This is a genomic window from Amycolatopsis umgeniensis (genome assembly GCF_014205155.1).
Taxonomy (GTDB): Bacteria; Actinomycetota; Actinomycetes; order Mycobacteriales; family Pseudonocardiaceae; genus Amycolatopsis; species Amycolatopsis umgeniensis.
In genome coordinates, this window is the sequence record NZ_JACHMX010000001.1 from 3,854,348 (window position 1) to 3,874,765 (window position 20,418).

A 20,418-nucleotide genomic window follows, 5' to 3' on the forward strand; every position below is an offset into this window, starting at 1 on the left:
CCGCCCTCCCCCTCGTCCATCGACGGCTACGTCCGGCTCAAGTCCACCGCCTCGTGCAGCCAGCCCGCCAGTGCGCGGCGGTCCATTCCACCGAACATCAGCCACCCTTCGGAAGGGGCGGCGTACAACACGAACCTCCCCAGATCGTTGTCGACGATCACGAAGCCGTAGTCCGGGTACTCGGCGTTCAGCCCGCCGAAGGCGACCAGATCGAGGATCGCCGTCCCGGTCCGCGGACGGCTCAGGGTGTCTCCGACCAGGCCGACCTCCTCTTCTTGACCGGGCAACGGCACGCCGTGCTCGTCGATGCGGATCCGCATCGGGGCGGTTTCGCCCGCGGGGACGTGCGGGAGCCCGCCGAAGACGCGGGCGCCCAGCTCGCCGAAATCGCTCAGGCTGAACGTGGTCCGCCGCCCGGATCGCATCCGCCAGACGACCGCCTGGTGCCCGTCGCCGTAGCAATCGACCCGCACCGCACGGGGCGCGGACGCGAAGACGCCGGTGAGGACGCCTCGCACCGAACCCCGCAGCATCACGCCGTGCATCTGGATCGCGGCGGGATGGATCTCGCCGTTCTCCATCAGCCCGGCTTCTTCGAGCATCGCCGCCTTGGCCGCGTATCGCTCGGCCTGGGTGACGAGATCCGCGGGCTCGTCGTAGGACGGGCACAGCCGCCGGATCTCGTCGTCGGTGATCTCCGGGTCGTAACCCAGGTACACGCTCCGGCGCTCGGGGACCGCGCGCAGCACCGGCTCGGCGGCGCGCTTCATCAGTTCCTTCACCGTCGTCGGTTCACGCATGGTTCTGCACCGCCCTCACGATCCACTGTTCGGCCATCGACCGGCTGGCCGGACCCCAGGTGAGCGTCCACCGGCCGTCGCCGTCCATCGACGCGCTGAACTGATACCGGCCGAGGTCGTTGTCCACCAGGCCGAACGCGCCGTGCGGATACTCGGCGAGGATGGAGTTCCGCACCGCGAGATCGACGAGGACCGTGCCGTGACGCGGCCGCGAAGCGCCCTCACGGATCACCTCGACTGCCTCTCGTGCCCGCATCGGGATCAGACCGTCGGCATCCGTCTGGATGCGGACCGTCTCGCCGGGACCCGTCGGATGGTCCGGCAGCCCGTCGAACACCCAGCCCGGCAGCGCGCTGAGGAAACCGGACCGCAGCCGCGCTCGCCTGCCGAGCTTGTTCAGCACCGTGGTGTACTCCTCGTCGCCGAAGAACCGGACCTCCCACGGCTCCGCGCGCGACGGGAAGACCCCGGTCACCACGCCGCGGATGAACCCGCCGCGCAGCGCGCGATACAGCCCGACGGCCTCGGGCGTGACCTCACCGCCGGGGGCCAGCCCGATCGTCGCCATCCCGCTCACGAACCGGGTGTACTGCTCCACCTCCTCGGCCAGGGTGAGCCCTGGAGTCGGCTCCTCGTCGGCCAGCACCGGCGGCACGGCGAGTTCCGGGTCGTAGAACTCCATCACCGAGGGACGCTCCGGAACCTCGGCTGCCAGCGGGGCGATGACCTCGTCGATGACGTCGAAGACAGCGGTCGTTGAAGTGCTCACCTGACCATTGAACACCCTGGTACCGACAATTTTTAGAACTTTTGTTCGAATGGGTGAGGCCGGTCTGTGAGCGGTCGGCGAGCGGTCGGGGAGGGCGGATCCGACGCCCATGCGACTGCGCCGGATGCCACGAGGGGTCCCCTTCGGACGATCTCCGTCCGAAGGGGACCCCTCGTGGCTTCGCGGTCGTGCGCTACTTCGTCTTCGTGGCTGTCGAGCGCGCAGCGGGCTTCTTGGCCGCTGTCGTCTTCGCCGCCGTCGACTTGGTCGCGGTGGTCTTCTTGGCCGCGGTCGTCTTGGCGGCGGCGGGCTTGCGCGCCGGAGCCTTGCGCTTGGGCGCCGGACCCTTCGCGCGCTTCTCCGCCAGCAGCTCGGCGCCGCGCTCGGCGGTCAGCTCTTCGATGCTGTCCGACTTCCGGAGCGTCGCGTTGTACTCGCCATCGGTCACGTAGGGACCGAAGCGGCCGTCCTTGACCACCATCGGCTTACCCGACACCGGGTCGTCGCCCAGCTCCTTGAGCGGCGGCTTCGCTGTCGCGGACCGGCCACGCTGCTTCGGCTCCGAGTAGATCTTCAGCGCCTCTTCGAGCGTGATCGAGAACAGCTGATCCTCGGTCGTGAGCGAACGCGAGTCCGTGCCCTTCTTCAGGTACGGCCCGTAGCGCCCGTTCTGCGCGGTGATCTCGTCGCCGGACTCCGGATCCTTGCCGACGACACGCGGCAGGGAGAGCAGCTTCAGCGCGTCTTCGAGATTCATCGTCTCGATCGACATCGACTTGAACAGCGAGCCCGTCCGCGGCTTCGGCTGCTTCGCCTTCGCGGCCTTCTTCTGCGCGGCCGTCGCGCCCTCGGGCAGCGGCTCCGGCTCGGGCAGGAGCTCGGTGACGTACGGGCCGAAACGGCCTTCCTTCGCCACGATCTCGTGCCCGCTGACCGGGTCCTTGCCGAGTACGCGGCCTTCCTGCGGCGTCGCGAACAGCTTCTCCGCGATGTCCTGGGTCAGCTCGTCCGGCGGGAGATCCTCGGGCAGGTTCGCCCGCTGTGACGTCCCGTCGACCTCTCGCTCGAGGTACGGGCCGTAGCGGCCGACGCGCACGACGACGGTGTGACCGTCGGCGTCGCTGAACAGCGGGATCGAGTTGATCTCGCGGGCGTCGATGTCCTCGACGCCGGAACCGACCAGTTTCTTCAAGCCACCCAGCCGGCCGACGGAACCGTCGACGCCCATGTCGCCACCGAAGTAGAACTTCGACAGCCACTGCGTCCGGTGCTCGTCACCGGCGGCGATGCGGTCGAGCTCGTCCTCCATGCCGGCGGTGAAGTCGTAGTCGACCAGCCGCTCGAAGTGCCGCTCCATCAGGCCGATCACGGCGAACGCGACCCAGGAGGGGACCAGCGCGGACCCCTTCTTCCACACGTAGCCGCGGTCCTGGATGGTCTTGATGATCGACGCGTACGTCGACGGGCGGCCGATGCCCAGCTCTTCGAGCTTGCTGACCAGGCTCGGCTCCGAGTAGCGCGCCGGCGGCGACGTGGTGTGCCCGTCCGGGCTCAGGTCGGTCGCGGTCAGCGCCTGGTCCTTGACCAGCTGCGGCAGACGGCTCTGCTTGTCGTCCGCTTCGCCACCGCTCTCGGTGTCGACGGCCTCGACGTACGCCTTGAGGAACCCGGCGAAGGTGATCGTGCGGCCGGACGAGGCGAAAGTGACCTCTTCGCCGCTCGTGGCGGTGCCGACGATGCGCACCGACATCGTGGTGCCCTTCGCGTCCGCCATCTGCGACGCGATCGTGCGCTGCCAGATCATCTCGTAGAGGCGGTACTCGTCGGTGTCCAGATCCTTCGCGACCTGGCCCGGCGTGCGGAAGACCTCGCCCGAGGGACGGATCGCCTCGTGGGCTTCCTGCGCGTTCTTCACCTTGCGCGTGTACTGACGCGGCGACGGCGAGACGTACTCCTTGCCGTACAGCTGCGTCGCCTGGCTGCGCGCCGCCGAGATCGCCGACTCCGACAGCGTCGTGGAGTCGGTACGCATATAAGTGATGTAACCGTTCTCGTACAGCTTCTGCGCGATCCGCATGGTGCGCTCGGAGGTGAACCGCAGCTTGCGGCCCGCCTCCTGCTGCAGGGTCGAGGTCATGAAGGGCGCGTACGGCTTCCGCGTGTACGGCTTCTCTTCGACGCTCGCGACCTTGAAGTCACGGTTCTTCAGACCCTCGGCCAGCCGGACCGCGTCGGCCTCGGCCAGCACGCGGATCTCGTTGTTCGAGGCCTTGAGCTGCCCGTCCGAGCCGAAGTCGCGACCGGTGGCCAGGCGCGCGCCGTCGACGGCGATCATCCTGGCCGGGAAGTTGCGCGGCGAAGCCTCGGCTCCGGCGTCCATCGTCGCCGAGATGTCCCAGTACGACGCCGAGGTGAAGCGCATGCGCTCGCGTTCCCGCTCGACCACGATCCGGGTCGCCACGGACTGCACGCGGCCCGCCGAAAGCTTCGGCATGACCTTCTTCCACAGCACGGGCGAGACCTCGTAGCCGTAGAGCCGGTCCAGGATGCGGCGGGTCTCCTGCGCGTCGACCAGGTCTCCGTCGAGCTCGCGGGTGCTGTCGGCCGCGGCGCGGATCGCCTGCTCGGTGACCTCGTGGAAGACCATCCGGCGAACCGGGACCTTCGGCTTGAGGGTCTCCAGCAGATGCCACGCGATGGCTTCGCCCTCGCGGTCGGGGTCCGTGGCGAGATAGAGCTCGTCGACGTCCTTCAACAGGCTCTTCAGCTCGGTGACCTTGGACTTCTTGTCCGGCGTGACGACGTACAGCGCCTTGAAGTCGTTGTCGACGTCGACACCCAGCCGCGCCCACGACTCGCCCTTGTACTGGGCGGGCACGTCGGCCGCGCCGCGGGGAAGGTCGCGGATGTGCCCGACGGAGGACTCCACGACGTAGTTGACGCCGAGGTACGGGGCGATCTTGCGGGCCTTGGTCGGCGACTCGACGATCACCAGCCGACGACGGCCCGCGCCGTCGTCCGACGCCGCGGTCTTCTTCGTCCGTGCTCCTGCCACGCTGTCCTGCTCTCCGCTCATCTTCGGCGCCTTCGCGCCGCCTCTCGACCCGTCAGTGTGCACGCTCGCACCGCCCGGACCACGTCTAGGTGGTGCAACACGCCGCCGATCGTGTGTCCAGCGCATCGCCGCTGACCTCGCCGATGTTTCCTTTCAACACCTAGCACGTGATGTCGGACACGTCCGCCTGGGGTACCGCGTGACGGGGTGAACACCCTCCGTTCGACGGTGGTGGCTCCCCACTGCCAACGCTTCACTTGATATCCACGCCGACCCGAAAGGACTCCACGTGACCCGACGACTCCTCGGCACACTGTTCGCCATGCTGACCGCATCCGCCCTGGTCGGGACCGCCCCGGCGGAAGCGGCGACGACCACTTTCGCCGGAACCGTGGCCTTGTCGAACTGCTCCGGGTCGGTGGTCAAGCCGCCCGAGGCGAGCCTCGACGACCCCGCCCTCGTCCTCTCCAACGGGCATTGCCTCCAAGAAGGTTTCCCAGACCCAGGGGAAGTACTCGTCAACCAGCCTTCGTCACGGACCTTCAGTCTGCTTTCCAAGGACGGCCGCTCGTCGCTGGGCACGCTCAAGGCGAAGAAACTGCTCTACGCGACGATGACCGACACGGACGTGTCGCTCTACCAGCTCAACACGAGCTACTCCAAGATCCAGGCGACCTACGGTATCGCCCCACTGACGCTCTCGCCGACCCGTCCGTCGGCAGGCGTCGCGATGGACGTGGTGTCGGGCTACTGGAAGAAGATCTACTCCTGCAACATCGACGGCTTCGTCCACGAGCTGCACGAGGCGAACTGGGTCTGGAAGGACTCGATCAGGTACACCCCGGCGTGCAAGACGATCGGCGGGACCTCGGGGTCGCCGATCATCGAGACCTCGACCGGGAAGGTCGTCGGCGTCAACAACACCGGCAACGAGAGCGGCCAGAGGTGCACGATGAACAACCCGTGCGAGGTCGACGCGGCGGGGAAGGTCACCGTGCGCAAGGGCATCAACTACGGGGAACAGACCTACCAGCTGACCTCCTGCCTTTCGCACAGTGAACTGGACTTGGCGAATCCGAAGTGCCGGGCACCGAAGCCCTGACGACGGCCTCGTGAGTGGCCCGCTGAAGATAGTGATCGCGGTCTGAGACCGGAGTGACCTCGCGACGGTGGAGGATTCGGGACGCTCGACGTCCCGGATCTTTCACCGTCGGCCCCCGGTGAATTCGGCTCCGTCCTCACCACTCACGAACCTCAAACGGCGCGGACGACAGGAACCAGGCTCGGCCAGGCGGGCTCAGCTCCAGCCGGCGCGTCACCGATGAGTTCCAGCACGTGCGCGAGCCGCCGACGGCCGGTGACCCGTAACAAGGTCTCCTCGCCGCGAAGTGGCTTCGCCGGCACGCCCAGCTGCGCCAACGCCCTGATCAACCGTTCATGGGTCTCCGGCGCCTCCGGATCGAGCGCGAGCAGGTAGCCGTTGCCCTGAGGGCTGCCCGCCGCCAGTGCCCACATCCTCAGCATCGCCCCGTCGAGCCGGAATCCGTCCGGCAGGACCTTCTTCTCACCCTGGCTCCAGCGCTGCTCCAGCGAGAGCAGATCGACCCGGAACGGCGTTCTCACGAGTGGACGCCCGCATTCGGCGGCCGAGACCTGCGCCTGGACGCCGCGACGACGGCATTCCCTGGCGAGGGCACCGGCCCGCCACGGCTCGTCGACCACGGCGGACAGCCGTGCCGCCGTCCGCCCGAAGCCCGTCATCCGCCCGGGCCCGCACAGCACTCCGGCGAGGTCGGCGAGCCCCGGCCCGCTCGCCTCCGCCGAGAAGAGCGAGATCGTCCCGTCCACCCCGACAGAATAGAACACAAGTTCGAGTCATGGCCAGTGATACGGCGGTGACTCAGCGCGGTTGTTTGACCAATTCCTGGCAAATCGGGATCCGGCTGCCCGCCGAAGCGAGCTGAGGCACGTCGTTAAGGCCCCTGAGAAGGTCGAGGCGGTCGAGTTCGTCGAGTGACGTCCTCGCGTCGCGAAGCGCCGTCTTCGTCGCCTCGGCGTCGGCTGAGGAGTCGAGACGGTGCCGGACGTCGTCGGCGCGCACGCGGATGCCGTCGAGCTGGGCGACGGCGGCCGCTCGCGAGGCGTCGCCACCGGCGACAGGCGACGGGCCGAGGCTCTCGAGCGCGGACGAAGTGCGGTTCAGCCCCTCGACCACCGAGACCATCAGCTCGCTGGAAGTCCGGGAAGCCTGCTGTGGCGTGCTCGGATCGACGCTGGGCAACGTGGCCAGCGTGCGCACGAGTCCGCCCGCGGCGCCGCAGTATCCCTCCGCCCAAGCGGAGGTGGGGTCGGCCTGCGACGCGCTGACCGTCGCGAGACCTTCTTGTCTGGCGTGGGAAGTCACCGCGGGCTGCTGCCCGCACCCGGCGAGGCCGAGCCCGATACCTGTTGCTAGCGCGGCAAGGACGGTGAACCGCGGCCGCACAAAACACCTCCCGACCTGACGACTTCCCGGCTGGCCCCCGACGGTACCGATACCGGGGGGCAATGCAAATCGCCGGGCGATCAACGCGGCGAAAAGAATGGTCAGGAGGGCAACTTCCCGCAGTTCGGGGCCTGCCCGGCCAGTGCTTTCAGCGACGCGTTCGTTTCCAGCTGCTGGAACGGGTCTGGCATGTCGTTGATGTTCGACCCGATTCGCCGGAACGCGAGCCCGGCCTCCGCCGTGGCGGCTTTGTCGTCCTTCGGCGCGGCGTCCAGTTTGGTCTTCGCGGCGACGACCTGGTCTCGGATCGGTGTCAAGGCGTCGACGATGCTCTTGCGCGCGGCCTCGGCTTCCGCGTTCGGCGCCTGCCCGAGCCGTCCAAGGCCGGTGACGGCGTTGTCGAAACCGGGCGCGAACACACCGAAGGCTTCGTCCATCGCGTTCCGGGCGTTCGCGACGTCGCCCTGCTCGAAGTCGGGCATCCTGAATTCGCCGATCTTGGCGAAGTCGATCAGCGAACCGCAGAATCCGTCCATCCAGGACGCTCCGGCGGCGGGAGCGGGGGAAGAAGGTGCCGCGGCGGGGGTTTCGGCGCCGCCACAACCCGCCAGCAGGACAGCGGCGGCGAACAAGGTGATCGAACGCCTCATGGCAGGGACTCCCCCGGATCAGGATCAGTGTGACGCGCAGAGATTAGCCTGCGGCGGACAGCCGCCGGGCCCGCCACGAGGAACGTGGCGGGCCCGGCGGGGTCGAGCTTTTCGGTGTTACGCCTTCGCTTCCGCGGGAGTGTCGGAAAGAACCGACGCGCGACGCTTGGAGACGACGATCGCCGCGACGATGATCGCGACGGCGACCAGCGAGATCCCGATCCGGACGCCGACGTTGGCGTCCGCGCCGATCGAGAACTGCACGACCGCCGGGGCGATCAGCACCGACACCAGGTTCATCACCTTGATCAGCGGGTTGATCGCCGGACCGGCGGTGTCCTTGAACGGGTCACCCACGGTGTCACCGATGATGGTGGCCTCGTGCGCGTCCGAACCCTTGCCGCCGTGGCTTCCGTCCTCCACGAGCTTCTTCGCGTTGTCCCAGGCGCCACCAGAGTTGGCGAGGAAGATCGCCATCAGGGTGCCGGAGGCGATCGCGCCCGCCAGGTAACCGGCGAGCGCGCCGGTGCCGAGGCCGAAGCCGACCGCGATCGGGGCGAAGACCGCGAGCAGACCGGGCGTGGTCAGCTCACGCAGCGAGTCACGCGTGACGATGTCGACGACGCGGCCGTACTCGGGACGGGTGGTGCCCTCCATGATCCCCGGGATGTCGCGGAACTGGCGGCGCACTTCGTAGACGACCGCGCCGGCGGCCCGGGACACCGCGTTGACCGCGAGACCGGAGAACAGGAACACGACCGCCGCACCGACGATCACGCCGACGAGGGTGTTCGGGCTGACGACCGAGTTCACGAAGAAGTTGATCGCGCTCGTGCTGGCCTGCGCCGCCTCCGGGATCGACTTCAGCGCCTTGCTGATCGCGTCCTGATAGGACCCGAACAGCGCCGTCGCCGCGAGGACCGCCGTGGCGATCGCGATGCCCTTGGTGATGGCCTTGGTGGTGTTGCCGACCGCGTCGAGCTCGGTGAGGATCTGCGCGGCGTCTTCGTCGACGTCGCCCGACATCTCGGCGATGCCCTGCGCGTTGTCCGAAATCGGGCCGAAGGTGTCCATCGCGACGATGACGCCGACGGTGGTGAGCAGACCGGTACCGGCCAGCGCCACGGCGAACAGCGCGACGCCGCCACCGAGCAGGTACGCGCCGAAGACGGCCGCGCTGATGACCAGGGCGGTGTAGACCGCGGACTCGAACCCGACCGAGATACCGGCCAGGATCACCGTCGCCGCACCGGTTTCCGAAGACTTGCCGACTTCCTTGACCGGCTTGTGCTCGGTGCCGGTGTAGTAGCCGGTGAGCTTCAGGATGACCGCGGCGAGCACGATGCCGATGATCACCGAGATGGTCGCGATCAAAGCCGGGTTGCCGGGCTCGCTCGTGGCACCGCTGGTCAGCTCCGAGAACGAACCGGGCAGGTAGACGAACGCCGCGATCGTCGAGAGCACCGCGGAAATCGCCGCGGAGATGTAGAACGAGCGGTTGATCGTGACCAGACCGCCTTCGCCCGCCTTGGCCTTGGTGATGTAGACACCGATGACCGCGGTGATCACGCCGATGGCGGGGACGATGAGCGGGAAGATCAGGCCGTGCACGCCGAAGGCGGTGCTACCCAGGATCAGCGCCGCCACGAGCATGACCGCGTACGACTCGAAGAGGTCGGCGGCCATACCGGCGCAGTCGCCCACGTTGTCACCGACGTTGTCGGCGATGGTGGCCGCGTTGCGCGGGTCGTCCTCGGGGATGCCCTGCTCGACCTTGCCGACCAGGTCGGCGCCGACGTCGGCGGCCTTCGTGAAGATACCGCCGCCGACACGCATGAACATCGCGATCAGCGCGGCACCGAAACCGAAGCCCTCCAACACCTTCGGGGCCTGTCCGGTGTAGACCAGGACGACCACCGCGGCACCGAAGAGGCCGAGGCCGACGGTGATCATGCCGACGACGCCACCGGTGCGGAACGCCAGGCGCATCGCCTTCTCGCGACCGCCGGGCTCACGCGAAGCGGCCGCGACCCGCAGGTTCGCCTGCGTCGCCAGCCACATGCCGAGGTAGCCGATCGCGAAGGAGAATCCCGCGCCGACCAGGAAGAAGATGGACCTGCCGATCTTCTCGTTCCAGTCATCGGCCGGCAAAGCGAAGAGCAGCACGAATACGATTCCCCCGAAGATCACGAGGGTGTTGCGCTGCCGTTTCAGATAGGCAGCCGCGCCTTCCTGCACTGCCTTCGCGATGTCCTGCATCTTGGTGGTGCCTTGGCCGGCGGCCAGCACCTCCTTGAGCAGGACGTAGCCGATGACCAGTGCGGCAAGGGCGACCACGGCGATTACACCGACAATGGTGTAACCACCTCCGGTGAGCGTGAGTTCGCCCGCCGCGAGGAACTGCCGGGACATTCGTCCTCCTGGAGACGTCGCCGTTGGCCAACGACGATCCGCCGATGGAGCCGGCGTTCCGACGTTGGCATGGGGATCTGAACCGAACGTCACGCTAGTCGCACTGCAAGGCACGTCTCACATGACGCTCGCCACAGACGGTGTGGATTGCGGGAGTGTATTGGTAGTGGGATGGAGGGCGGCAAGGCGTCCCCGCCACCGCACGTTCCGTTACCTTGTGAGTCTGATCACTGTATCGATCATCCGCGACCGGTTCCGGCGTCCGTTCCGTTCACCGGCGGCCGTTTTCTGTCGGGGTGCTGTGCGAAGCTTCCGAAGGTGGACGGCACGGCGGAATCCGGCAAGGGCCGGCGGCTTCTCGATCGCGCGACGGCGGGGATCCCGGCTTCGCTGTACCCGGTCACCCATGTGGCCGAACTGCCCGCTCGCCCGGCGGATTCGGTGGACTGGCCGGAGTGGGCGGCGGCTCCGGTCGTCGAAGCGCTGACGGCGAACGGAGTAAAGGCGCCCTGGCGGCATCAGGCCGAGGCCGCGTCGCTGGTCCGCGAGGGCAGGCACGTCGTGATCTCCACCGGCACCGCGTCGGGGAAGTCGCTCGCGTACCAATTGCCGGTGCTCTCGGCGCTGGTCGAGGACGAGCGGGTTTCGGCGCTGTATCTGTCCCCGACCAAGGCCCTCGGCGCCGACCAGTTGCGCGCCGTGTCCTCTTTGGACATCAAGAAGGCGCGTGCGGCGTCGTTCGACGGCGACACTCCGCTGGAGGAGCGGGACTGGGTCCGCGCACACGCCAACTGGGTGTTCACGAATCCGGACATGTTGCACAGGGGGATCCTCTCGTCGCACGCGCGGTGGTCCCGGTTCTTCCGGCGGCTCGCCTTCGTCGTCGTCGACGAATGCCACAGCTATCGCGGCGTCTTCGGCTCCCATGTGGCGTTGCTGCTGCGCAGGCTGCGGCGGGTCGCGGCGTACTACGGCGCTTCGCCGGTGTTCGTGCTCGCGTCCGCGACGACGGCAGACCCGGCGGCGTTCGCTTCGAAACTCTCCGGGCAGGAGTGCGTCCCGGTCACCGAGGACGGCTCGCCGCGCGGCGCCCGCACGGTCGCGTTGTGGGAACCTCCGCTGCTGTCGGAACTTTCCGGTGAGAACGGGGCTCCGGTGCGGCGTTCGGCGGGCGCCGAGGCCTCGCGGATCCTCGCCGAGCTGGTCATCGAAGGCGCCCGCTCGCTGGCGTTCGTCCGGTCGCGCCGGGGTGCGGAACTGACGGCGCTCGGCGCACGGCGGATTCTGTCCGAAGTGGACGGTTCCTTGGCGGACTCCGTCGCCGCGTACCGATCCGGGTATCTGCCCGAGGAGCGCCGCGCACTGGAAGCGGCGTTGCTGTCCGGGCGTCTGCTCGGCGTGGCGACGACGAACGCGCTCGAGCTCGGCGTCGACATCGCGGGGCTGGACGCGGTGGTGCTGGCCGGATATCCGGGAACACTCGCGTCCTTCTGGCAGCAGGCAGGCCGGGCCGGGCGCGCGGGAGACGCGGCACTGGTCGTCTTCGTGGCCCGCGACGATCCGCTGGACACCTACCTCGTGCACCATCCCGCCGCGATCCTGGACAGGCCGGTGGAGGCCGCCGTCCTCGACCCGTCGAACCCGTATGTGCTGGGACCGCAACTGGCCTGCGCCATCGCCGAACTCCCGCTGACAGAACCGGAGGTCGCGGCCTTCGGCGGTGAGGCGGCCCGCGCCGTGCTCGCGGATCTGGTCAAGGAGAAGATCGTCCGGCGCCGCACGAGCGGCTGGTACTGGACTTCGCGCGACCGGCCGCACGCCGAGGTCGGCATCCGCGGTTCCGGCGGTGAGCAGATCGCCGTGGTGGAAGCCGATTCCGGACGGATGCTCGGCACGGTCGATCCGGGTTCCGCCTGCTACGCGGTGCATCCCGGCGCGGTGTACCTGCACCAGGGTTCGTCCTATGTGGTCGACGAACTGGATCTGGAGACCGGGCTCGCCCTGGTGCACGCGGAGGATCCGGACTGGAGCACGTCACCGCGCGAGATCGTCGACATCAGTGTGCTGCGCACCGAAGAGACGAGGGCACACGGCGGGGTCACGGTGAACCTCGGCGAAGTCTCGGTGAGTTCGCAAGTGGTCGGTTACTTGCGGAGACGTCCGTCGGGTGAGGTGCTTGACCAGACCCCGCTGGATCTGCCGGAACAGTGCCTGGACACGCGCGCCGTCTGGTACACGATCTCGGCGGAACTGCTCGGCGCTTCCGAGGGTTCCGGCGTTTCCGATGGCATGGCGGGGACCGGGGGCCATCGGCCGGAGACCGAGGTTCTGGAGCCGGTGGGGACCGGAGGCTCCAGGGTGGGGACCAAGGAACTTGGCGGGGCACCGGGGACGGGCGCCGAGTTGGATCCGGCGCGCGTCCCCGGTGCCCTGCATGCCGCCGAGCACGCGGCGATCGGCCTGCTACCGCTGTTCGCTACTTGCGACCGCTGGGACATTGGCGGGGTGTCTACCGCGTGGCACGAGGACACCGGGGAGGCGACGGTGTTCGTGCACGATGGCCATCCCGGGGGTGCGGGATTCGCCGATCGCGGGTTTGCCGCAATTGTCCCTTGGCTGGCCGCAACGCGGGAGGCGATCGTTTCCTGCGAATGCCCGGCCGGCTGCCCGTCCTGCGTCCAGTCGCCGAAGTGCGGGAACGGCAACGATCCGCTGGACAAGGCGGGGGCGGTGGCCGTTCTGGACACCGTGCTCGGGGCTTTGCGTCAGCACGGGTCCCAGTCAGGCCACTGATTGTCTGGAAATTTGTGGCTGTGGAGTTGTGGGTTGATCAGGCGGCGGTGGTCAGGCTCGCCACGGGGGCGGCGGCCTTGTCACCGGCCAGCGCACGGACGAGCACGTCGTGCACCTCGGCGGCCTCGGGCAGCTGCCAGCCCCAGACCTCGGGCTTGACCCGCCAGTGCACGACACCGTGCTGGAACGGCGACGGGGGCAGCGGGATGTAGTCGTTCGCGCCGTGCCACTGGATCGAGGCCTGGTCGGCCAGTTCCCGCGGGATGCTCGCGGCGACGGTGGTGAGGAACAGCCAGCGGCCGTTCGGCATCGCGACGATCGGGGCCGGGTGACCGGTGGCGCGCAGCAGACGGGCGGCCGCCTTGCCGAGCTCGTCGTCGACCTCGATGGCGTCCAGCACGGTGCCGGTGGCCACGAGCAGGCTGTGCGTGTCGTCACCGAACCAGGTGGCGACCTCGTGCGGGTGGGTCTCGATCAGTTCACGCCAGTTGTCCTGTGCCGGGACGGGACGCCGCCAGGTGAGGTCGTCACCGCCGGCGGTGATCGCGGCGGGCTCGGCACCCGGGAGCACCGGCCAGCCACGCCAGGCGAGGCCGATCGCCTCCGCCCGCATCTCGATGCGGAAGGCGCCCCGCCAGCTGTCCGGCCAATTCGCGTCCAACATTACTGTCCCTGCCTCAGGTCAACTCTGTCCTGTGTGTGTCCTGCGCTGCTGCCACCCGGCGACCTTCTCGAAGTGGCGCACATCTCAATAAACGGCAAGTTGCACATCGGGAGAAGACCTCACGCGACAACCGGCGGTTACTTAGCGATGAACGCGCGGTAGTCCGACTCGACGGACCGAACGCCGCGCGGCCGATGAACGGGCCAGGACGACCGGTGTGATGCCGTTCGTCGCAGCCGACCAGGGCATTCCTGCTCCTGTGACCGTGCTCACGGCGGCCGCCGCGCGACCGTTCACCGGAGAGCTGATCATGCTTTCGACCGCTCGCCGCACGTCAACGACCGCTGCTCGCGCTTGGCGGTTACTCGTGCGTACTACCGGCCGGTCACCGCCGGGGCGACCGTTCGTCGTGCGACGCCCGTCACGGTGGCCGGTCGACCGGGCCCGCCCTTGCCCGCGCCTCCGCCCGCCCGGCGGCCGCCAGGTGTCCCGACAGCTCTGACCGCACCTCGACCAGGGCGTCGCCGCGCTCCCACCGGCAGGTCAGGAGCGTGACCGCCATCCGGACGGCCACCTGCCGCGCCCGTTCGCAGGCCGCGCCGGGGCCGTCCGTCGCGTGCGAGGCCGCGGCGAGCGCCGCCAGATCGGCGGCGGCCTCGGTGCGGTGCCGGGTCGTGACGGCGGCGCCGATCCAGAAGGTGAACGCCGCGGCGCAGATCAGGACGGTGACGATCGACGCTGTCCACACTGTCGCGACGCCGCGATCGTCCTCTCTCATGGCCCAGCGCCCGGTTCGGCTATCGCGAAGGCGCGGGAACGCAGCCGGATGCCCGGCAGCAGCCCGGCCACCGGTTCCGCCTCGACGCCCGCGGTGATGGCGTCGCCTTCCCGGACGACGTCCAGCCGTGCGCCGGACGGCGCGATCTCCCGCACCGCCTGTTCGGCGCGGGCGGGCTGGCCTCGAGCGACGAGCCGGGCCGCCTCGCGGGCGGCGTCGGTGCAGCGGATCTGATCGGCGGCGATCCCGATCCCGGCCAGCAACAGGGCCGAGACGAACGTCAGCGCGCCGATGCCGAGCGCGGCCTCCACCGTGACGGATCCGCGATCACCGCCGGGCATCAGAACTTCACCGACAAGGCCCGCTCGATGAGGGCGGTGAGCCCGGCGACGACGGCTTCGCCGTTGACGATCAGGTAGAGGACACCGGCCAGCGCGGCGGCGGCCAAGGTCGCGATGGCGTATTCGACCGTCGCCATGCCGTCGTCGTCGCGGAACGTGGGGAACTTGCTCATGAGGATCACCTTTCGATCAGAGGAGGCCGTCGAGACGCCCGGCCAGGCCGAGCACGACGGGCAGGATTCCGAGGCACAGGAACGCGGGGAGGAAGCAGAGGCCGATCGGTGCCGCCAGCAGCACTCCTGCCCGTTCCGCGCGTTCCTCGGCTTCGGCGGAGAGCGACTCGCGCAGTCTTCGCGCGAGGTCCTTCGCGTGAGTCGCGAGCGCGGTGCCCGCCCTCGCCGTGCGCACGGCGGCGACGGACAGTTCGGTCAGGCCGGGCCTGTCGCGGACCGCCGCCCAGGCTTCGGCCGGGCCGACGCCCAAGGCGAGATGCGATGCCACCGAACGCAGGGCCTCCGCACTCTTCGGTGAAGCGGCGGGCCCGACAGCCTCCAGCGCGACGGACACCGGCAACCCGCCTGCCAGACAGGCGGCCAGGAGATCAAGGGTGGCCGCGGAGCGGAGGAGCTCGGAGACACCCGAGTCCCTTGCCGACTGTTCCCGAAGCCAGGTGAGGAGGCGCCCCTGCCTCGTGACACCTCCAGGACCGACGCGTGGCCAGCAGGAGACGGCACCGGCCAGCAGGATCAGCGCGGCCCCGGTCAGCACGGCGCCACCCGTGCGGTGAGTGCCCGGCACCAGGCTGTTCCCGCCCAGATCAGCCCGCTGCCCACGACGAGCAGCAACTGACCTCCGCTCGTCCCGGTGAGGACGCGGAGCGGGCCGGCCCCCATCGCCTCGCCGAGCAACAGGCACACCACCGGGAGGACGGCGAGCACGGCGGCACTCGCCCGGGGACCGGCCATCTTGGCTTTGAGACGACGACGGAAGCCGATCTCGGCCTCGGTGTCCCGCCGCGCGGCCTCGAGCACGTCGGCCATCGGAAGCCCGAACCGGTTGGCGAGCGTCCACGCGTTCACCAGCACCGGTGGCGCGTCCGGGTCGGCCGCCTCACCACCGAACCTGGCGGCCGCGATGAGGCCGCGCAGCCGTCCGGACGCCGCGGGCACCGCTTCCGCGACGGCCTCGGCCGCCGTCACCGGATGGGCGCCCGCCCGGAGTTCACCGATCATCGTGCGCAGCACGGACGCGGTGAGTTCGGCCTCGGCCAGCGCCGCCTTCGCCCGTGCCCGCCACCGATGCTCCTGCCGAACGGTCAAGGTGAGCACCAGGGTCGCCACCGCCCAGCCGATCCCGAAAACCGGCAGGACGAGCAACGGGGGCAGCGGCCACCAGCCCACGCGAACCGCCCGAGGGAGGCGCCAGGCGAACGGAACACCCGCCACCGGCCTCGGCCAGCAAGCCAGCCCTGCACCGCAGGAGAGGAGGAACCAAGGGCTCATGCCGCCATCTCCTCGAAGGGCGTCTCGTCGCCGATCCAGTGGCCCTTGCTCCAGACCGGGACGACGTTGGCCTCACCTCGCAGTGAACGCACCACGCCGACCTCGTCCAGCCGCCGGATCCCGCTCGGCAAACGGCGCATGTGCAGGACCACCCGCACCGCCGCCGTCAGCTGGCTGTGCAGCGCGTCCCGTTTCAGTCCGCCGAGCGCGGCCAGCGCCTCCATCCGCGCCGGTACGTCCGACGGCGAATTGGCGTGCAGGGTGCAGGCCCCGCCGTCGTGCCCGGTGTTCATCGCGTTGAGCAGCGCGCAGACCTCGCCGCCGCGTACTTCGCCGACGACCAGGCGGTCCGGGCGCATGCGCAACGCCTGCCGCACCAGTTCGCCGAGCCCGATCTCGCCCGCGCCTTCGACGTTGGCCGGACGGGCGATCAGGCTGACGAACTGCGGATGGTCCGGTTGCAGTTCGCCGGCGTCCTCGACGCAGACGATGCGTTCGGCCGGGGGAACCGCGCCGAGCAACGCGGACAGCAAGGTCGTCTTGCCCGCTCCGGTCCCGCCGGACACCAGGAACGCGAGCCGTCGCCGGATGACCGAGTCGAGCAGGTCCGCGCCGCTGGTGCCGAACATCCCGCGCGAACGCAACTCCGCGAGGTCATGGGTGGCCGGCCGCAGGACGCGGAGCGAGAGGGAGGTTCCGGCGGGCGCCAGCGGCGGGAGGATCGCGTGCAGCCGGACCCGGCCCCGCGGTCCCACTCCTGGCAGCCAGCAGTCGGTGAACGGCTGCGCGTCGTCCAGCCGCCGCCCGCCGGCGAGAGCGAGACGCTGGGCGAGCCTGCGGACGGCTTCCTCGTCCACGAAACGGATATCTGTCTTTTGAGGGCCTTTGCCTGCGTCGACCCAGACCTCGTCCGGAGCGGTGACGAGAACGTCGGTGATGCCGGGCATCCCGAGAAGCGGCGCGAGCGGACCCGCGCCGACGAACTCGTCGCGGGCCAGCCGGACCGCCCCGAGGACGGCCTCCTGACCGAGCGCGCCACCGGCTTCGGCGCGGACCGCCCGCGCCACGCTCACCGGATCCGCCGGGACGGCCGATCCGGCCAGCCGCCGCCGGACCCGCTCGACCAGATCGTCGGTCATCGCAAGGCACCCGCCAGATTTCCACGCGCGGCGGCGAGAACTTCGGCGGCGGCCGTGGCCAGGTGCCCGCGATGCCGCAGGACGAACTCGCCGCGGTCGAGGGCTGTCGACAGGGACCGCTCGCGGCCCATCGACGTGATGAGCGGGACTCCCACGGCGTCGGCGATCTCTCGCGGGATCAACCCGGCGGGCGACGGCCCCCGGACCGCGACACCGATCCGGGTCGCGTGGGGTTCGAGCCTGGCGAGGACCTGTTTCGCCGCCGCGCAGGCACGGAGTTCCGCGGGGACGACGACCACGACCAGATCGGCCAGCCCGACGACGGTGGACGTTTCGGCGCCGAAATACCTCGGCAGATCGCAGACGACCGTCCGCCCCGCTCGCCTTCCGGCGCACAACACGCCCTCGATCGCGTCCGGCTCGGGACCTCGTCCTTCCCTGCCGTAGGACACAAAGGACAGTGAGCCCGTCGCGTACCTTTTCCGCGGCAGGGCTTCGCTCAACGCCGTCATGGACACCCTGCCGCCGAGGTCGAGCTCCGGCCAGCGCGGCCCGCGATCGCGTTCGGCGGCGAGGAGGACGTCGATACCGCCGCCGAGCGGATCGCAGTCGACGAGCAGCCCGCCGCTCCCGGACTTCTCCGCCCGGTACGCGACGGCGGCCGCCAGTACGGAGGCCCCGGCCCCGCCCCGTCCGCCGATGATCCCGATGACGAGGCCGTCGTCACGGGCGGGCCCGTCGACGACGTCGGCGAACGCGCCGATGAGGTCTCCTTCCTCGTCCGGCAGCGAAAGGACCTTCTCCGAACCGGTGTTGAAAGCGCGTTCCCACGTCACCGGTGTGGGCGCGCCCTTGCAGACGAGCAGGACCTTGTTCCGCCGCAGCAGGCGGTTCGGCGCGCTCGCGGCTTCTTCGTCGAGCACCACGAGCGGCGCGCGTGCCCATCTCCCCCTGGCGGCGTCCAGATCGGGCGCGCGTTCGACCTCGCAGCCCGCGGCGGCCGCCACGCGCAGGATCTCGTCGAGCAGGGTGTCGTCTCCGGCGACGACGAGCGGGTGTTCCTCGATCATGACTCCCCCGGGGATTCGGTCGGATTCGGACTGTGACTCCACGGTCGCGCCCCGCCCCGATCCCGCACAACACCATTCCGCCCCACCTGTGGACAACCGGGGTGTTGTGGACAACTCCGCCCCGGAAAACTCGTTTCAGGCGTTTCTGTCGGACCTTTCCGGCACACTCCCGAGTTTTTCCGCGACGAAACTCACCCTCTCCGTTCCCCGGTCGAACCGAGCACGAAAAAGGTTGAGGTCAAAGAACATTCACGGGCAATCGGACGATTCGGCCTTGTCCCGTCGAGGTTTCCCATGACCGAGAAGGTCTGAACCATTGCCGGGGTGGGAAGTTAGAGGGCGGTCCTCGCCAGGGGGGAGGGACGAGGACCGCCTGTGGTTCAGCCCCGGGGGGTCGGACTGAACCTGGGCCCGGTGCAACACCGGACAATGTCACTGTAACTCCGATACCGGCCCGTTGCGGTGGGCGGCGACACCCACAATTCGATAACGGCACGACGCGCCGGATCCGGTGTGCGGTCGTGAATTTTCCACCGCCGTATCCCGATCGTGGTCGACCAACGGGCGCGCCGCCGTCCGGCTCTCCTATCCTTGGCGGGTGGCCCAACCCAGCACGACACCGAGCCCGGTCGCGGCGTTCTTCGATCTCGACAAGACGATCATCGCGTCCTCGAGCGCGCTGGCCTTCAGCAAGCCGCTTTTGCGCGAAGGCCTGATCAATCGGCGAGCCGCGCTTCGCAGCGCGTACGCCCAGCTCGTCTTCTCGCTCGCGGGCGCGGACGCGGCGAAGACCGAGCGGATGCGGGCCGAGGTTTCCGCGCTGTGCACCGGATGGGACGTCGCGCAGGTGTCGGCGATCGTCCGCGAAACGCTGCACGACGTCGTCGACCCGCTCGTCTACGCGGAGGCGGCGGAACTGATCTCCTCGCATCGCGCGGACGGCCACGACGTCGTGGTGCTGTCGGCGACCGGTGAAGAGGTCGTCGCCCCGGTCGCCGAAATGCTCGGCGCGACGCGCAGCGTGGCCACCCGGATGCAGATCGTGGACGGCCGCTACTCGGGCGAAGTCGATTTCTATTGCTACGGCGAGAACAAGGCCATCGCCGCGAAGGAACTCGCGGCCACCTACGGCTACGACCTCACCCAGTGCCACGCGTACACCGACTCGAGCACCGACATCCCGCTCCTCGAGGCGGTCGGACGTCCCCACGCCGTCAACCCCGACCGCGTCCTGCGCAAGCACGCGACCGAACAGGGCTGGGACATCCTCGCGTTCGATCACCCGATGTCACTGCGGACGAGGATCCCGGCCAAGTCGGCGGGCCTGGTCGCGCTCGGCGCCGTCGCCGCGGGTGCCACCTGGTACGGCTACAACCGGCGCAAACGCACTCGCTGAGCACGCACCCAGTCGGCGGTACGGAGCCCGTTTTCGCAGACAGGGCGGCGAATTGTCCGTCGCGGAGGGTGCCCGTGTCACTAGATCGAGCCTCTGTACCGGTGCACCCGTCTGCGCACTTGAAGTGACCCGGCTCACGGCGTAGAAAGAAGGTGCGGACGTTCGGTCGGCCAGGGAACAGGTAGAAGAGAAGCCTGTTCCACCCCGGCGAATCTCCGTGTGCGGACACCGGGTACCCACGCGCAGCGCGCCGCGGGAGGCTCGTCGTCTAGGGACTGCGTACCGGGACGCCGGACGCCGAGTCCATGAAGGTACGACCAGAGTTGCACGCTTGGTCGCCCGAGTGGTCCGCACTGATTGGCGGCGCCCGCCGGCTCAGGCCGACGGGCGCCGCCAGTGTTTTGCCCGCCTTTCCCGTCGTGACCGGCCCGGTCACGCATCGATGACGCCTTGTTTTTCAAGCGTGACCGGCCCCTTCGCGTCCCTTTGTGTATGAACGGACCGTTCGCGGGGGTGGCCGATGGACAAGCAAAGTGCTCGTGGGTAGCTTCCGGATATCAGTGC

18 protein-coding genes are annotated in these 20,418 nt (G+C 69.2%); 3 read left to right on the forward strand and 15 right to left on the reverse strand.

All coding sequences use genetic code 11. The features are described 5' to 3' along the window. Nucleotides 1–26: 26 nt before the first annotated feature. The 3 genes from HDA45_RS17815 to topA form a co-directional block, all read right to left on the reverse strand. A complete protein-coding gene (locus HDA45_RS17815) occupies nt 27–800 on the reverse strand; it encodes an ESX secretion-associated protein EspG (protein ID WP_184896755.1) in 774 nt (257 codons plus the stop codon). Then, nucleotides 793–1,584 (reverse strand): ESX secretion-associated protein EspG, encoded by a 792-nt coding sequence (locus HDA45_RS17820; RefSeq protein ID WP_184896757.1) that lies wholly within the window; start codon nt 1,582–1,584, stop codon nt 793–795. Before HDA45_RS17820 ends, HDA45_RS17815 begins: the two co-directional genes overlap by 8 nt. 178 nt (nt 1,585–1,762) lie before the next feature. Further along, nucleotides 1,763–4,645: a type I DNA topoisomerase gene (gene topA, locus HDA45_RS17825; protein WP_184896759.1), complete on the reverse strand. Its 2,883-nt coding sequence runs from the start codon at nt 4,643–4,645 to the stop codon at nt 1,763–1,765. Nucleotides 4,646–4,913: 268 nt separating this feature from the next. Here topA and HDA45_RS17830 point away from each other — a divergent pair, with 268 nt between their 5' ends. Continuing rightward, nucleotides 4,914–5,726 (forward strand): trypsin-like peptidase domain-containing protein, encoded by an 813-nt coding sequence (locus HDA45_RS17830; RefSeq protein ID WP_184896761.1) that lies wholly within the window; start codon nt 4,914–4,916, stop codon nt 5,724–5,726. Nucleotides 5,727–5,878: 152 nt separating this feature from the next. On the opposite strand, the gene HDA45_RS17835 is transcribed toward HDA45_RS17830, so the two are convergent. From HDA45_RS17835 to HDA45_RS17850, 4 genes are all read right to left on the reverse strand, one after another. Then, nucleotides 5,879–6,490 (reverse strand): hypothetical protein, encoded by a 612-nt coding sequence (locus HDA45_RS17835; RefSeq protein WP_184896763.1) that lies wholly within the window; start codon nt 6,488–6,490, stop codon nt 5,879–5,881. Between the two features lie 34 nt (nt 6,491–6,524). Continuing rightward, entirely contained in the window at nt 6,525–7,109 is a 585-nt protein-coding gene (locus HDA45_RS17840; RefSeq protein WP_184896765.1) for a hypothetical protein, read from the reverse strand. Nucleotides 7,110–7,210: 101 nt separating this feature from the next. Then, nucleotides 7,211–7,759: a hypothetical protein gene (locus HDA45_RS17845; RefSeq protein WP_246480736.1), complete on the reverse strand. Its 549-nt coding sequence runs from the start codon at nt 7,757–7,759 to the stop codon at nt 7,211–7,213. A gap of 117 nt (nt 7,760–7,876) precedes the next feature. Beyond that, entirely contained in the window at nt 7,877–10,171 is a 2,295-nt protein-coding gene (locus tag HDA45_RS17850) for a sodium-translocating pyrophosphatase (RefSeq protein ID WP_184896767.1), read from the reverse strand. Between the two features lie 318 nt (nt 10,172–10,489). Here HDA45_RS17850 and HDA45_RS17855 point away from each other — a divergent pair, with 318 nt between their 5' ends. Further along, a complete protein-coding gene (locus tag HDA45_RS17855; RefSeq protein ID WP_184896769.1) occupies nt 10,490–12,964 on the forward strand; it encodes a DEAD/DEAH box helicase in 2,475 nt (824 codons plus the stop codon). 37 nt (nt 12,965–13,001) lie between these two features. Here the strand turns inward: HDA45_RS17855 and HDA45_RS17860 are convergent, their stop codons facing one another. From HDA45_RS17860 to ssd, 8 genes are all read right to left on the reverse strand, one after another. Further along, nucleotides 13,002–13,628, reverse strand: a complete 627-nt coding sequence (locus HDA45_RS17860) for a bifunctional DNA primase/polymerase (protein WP_184896771.1) — start codon at nt 13,626–13,628, stop codon at nt 13,002–13,004. A 421-nt stretch (nt 13,629–14,049) separates the two neighbouring features. Then, nucleotides 14,050–14,406 carry an Rv3654c family TadE-like protein gene (locus tag HDA45_RS17865; protein WP_184896773.1) on the reverse strand — a complete coding sequence of 119 codons (357 nt, stop codon included), beginning with the start codon at nt 14,404–14,406 and terminating at the stop codon, nt 14,050–14,052. Next, nucleotides 14,403–14,747 (reverse strand): TadE family type IV pilus minor pilin, encoded by a 345-nt coding sequence (locus HDA45_RS17870; RefSeq protein WP_184896775.1) that lies wholly within the window; start codon nt 14,745–14,747, stop codon nt 14,403–14,405. The genes HDA45_RS17865 and HDA45_RS17870 overlap by 4 nt, the downstream gene beginning before the upstream one ends. Further along, nucleotides 14,747–14,920 carry a DUF4244 domain-containing protein gene (locus tag HDA45_RS17875; RefSeq protein ID WP_184896777.1) on the reverse strand — a complete coding sequence of 58 codons (174 nt, stop codon included), beginning with the start codon at nt 14,918–14,920 and terminating at the stop codon, nt 14,747–14,749. The genes HDA45_RS17870 and HDA45_RS17875 overlap by 1 nt, the downstream gene beginning before the upstream one ends. A 16-nt stretch (nt 14,921–14,936) precedes the next feature. Next, the gene (locus tag HDA45_RS17880) at nt 14,937–15,515 is read right to left on the reverse strand and encodes a type II secretion system F family protein (protein WP_184896779.1); all 579 of its coding nucleotides are present in this window, start codon (nt 15,513–15,515) and stop codon (nt 14,937–14,939) included. Further along, nucleotides 15,509–16,249, reverse strand: coding sequence for a type II secretion system F family protein (locus HDA45_RS17885; RefSeq protein ID WP_184896781.1), 741 nt, complete (start codon nt 16,247–16,249; stop codon nt 15,509–15,511). The genes HDA45_RS17880 and HDA45_RS17885 overlap by 7 nt, the downstream gene beginning before the upstream one ends. Continuing rightward, nucleotides 16,246–17,388 carry a TadA family conjugal transfer-associated ATPase gene (locus HDA45_RS17890; RefSeq protein WP_184896783.1) on the reverse strand — a complete coding sequence of 381 codons (1,143 nt, stop codon included), beginning with the start codon at nt 17,386–17,388 and terminating at the stop codon, nt 16,246–16,248. Before HDA45_RS17890 ends, HDA45_RS17885 begins: the two co-directional genes overlap by 4 nt. Beyond that, entirely contained in the window at nt 17,385–18,458 is a 1,074-nt protein-coding gene (ssd, locus tag HDA45_RS17895; protein ID WP_184896785.1) for a septum site-determining protein Ssd, read from the reverse strand. The genes HDA45_RS17890 and ssd overlap by 4 nt, the downstream gene beginning before the upstream one ends. Before the next feature lie 598 nt (nt 18,459–19,056). Between ssd and HDA45_RS17900 the strand changes: the two genes are divergently transcribed. Then, nucleotides 19,057–19,854: an HAD-IB family hydrolase gene (locus tag HDA45_RS17900; protein WP_184896787.1), complete on the forward strand. Its 798-nt coding sequence runs from the start codon at nt 19,057–19,059 to the stop codon at nt 19,852–19,854. The last annotated feature ends 564 nt before the right edge of the window (nt 19,855–20,418 follow it).

What these genes read in the sequence shown, in the direction of transcription:
- HDA45_RS17865 (WP_184896773.1), bottom strand. Translation starts at nt 14,406, where the DNA reads ATGAGAGAGGACGATCGCGGCGTCGCGACAGTGTGGACAGCGTCGATC.
- HDA45_RS17870 (WP_184896775.1), bottom strand. Translation starts at nt 14,747, where the DNA reads ATGCCCGGCGGTGATCGCGGATCCGTCACGGTGGAGGCCGCGCTCGGC.
- HDA45_RS17885 (WP_184896781.1), bottom strand. Translation starts at nt 16,249, where the DNA reads ATGAGCCCTTGGTTCCTCCTCTCCTGCGGTGCAGGGCTGGCTTGCTGG.
- HDA45_RS17860 (WP_184896771.1), bottom strand. Translation starts at nt 13,628, where the DNA reads ATGTTGGACGCGAATTGGCCGGACAGCTGGCGGGGCGCCTTCCGCATC.
- HDA45_RS17850 (WP_184896767.1), bottom strand. Translation starts at nt 10,171, where the DNA reads ATGTCCCGGCAGTTCCTCGCGGCGGGCGAACTCACGCTCACCGGAGGT.
- HDA45_RS17875 (WP_184896777.1), bottom strand. Translation starts at nt 14,920, where the DNA reads ATGAGCAAGTTCCCCACGTTCCGCGACGACGACGGCATGGCGACGGTC.
- ssd (WP_184896785.1), bottom strand. Translation starts at nt 18,458, where the DNA reads ATGATCGAGGAACACCCGCTCGTCGTCGCCGGAGACGACACCCTGCTC.
- HDA45_RS17845 (WP_246480736.1), bottom strand. Translation starts at nt 7,759, where the DNA reads ATGAGGCGTTCGATCACCTTGTTCGCCGCCGCTGTCCTGCTGGCGGGT.
- topA (WP_184896759.1), bottom strand. Translation starts at nt 4,645, where the DNA reads ATGAGCGGAGAGCAGGACAGCGTGGCAGGAGCACGGACGAAGAAGACC.
- HDA45_RS17890 (WP_184896783.1), bottom strand. Translation starts at nt 17,388, where the DNA reads ATGACCGACGATCTGGTCGAGCGGGTCCGGCGGCGGCTGGCCGGATCG.
- HDA45_RS17815 (WP_184896755.1), bottom strand. Translation starts at nt 800, where the DNA reads ATGCGTGAACCGACGACGGTGAAGGAACTGATGAAGCGCGCCGCCGAG.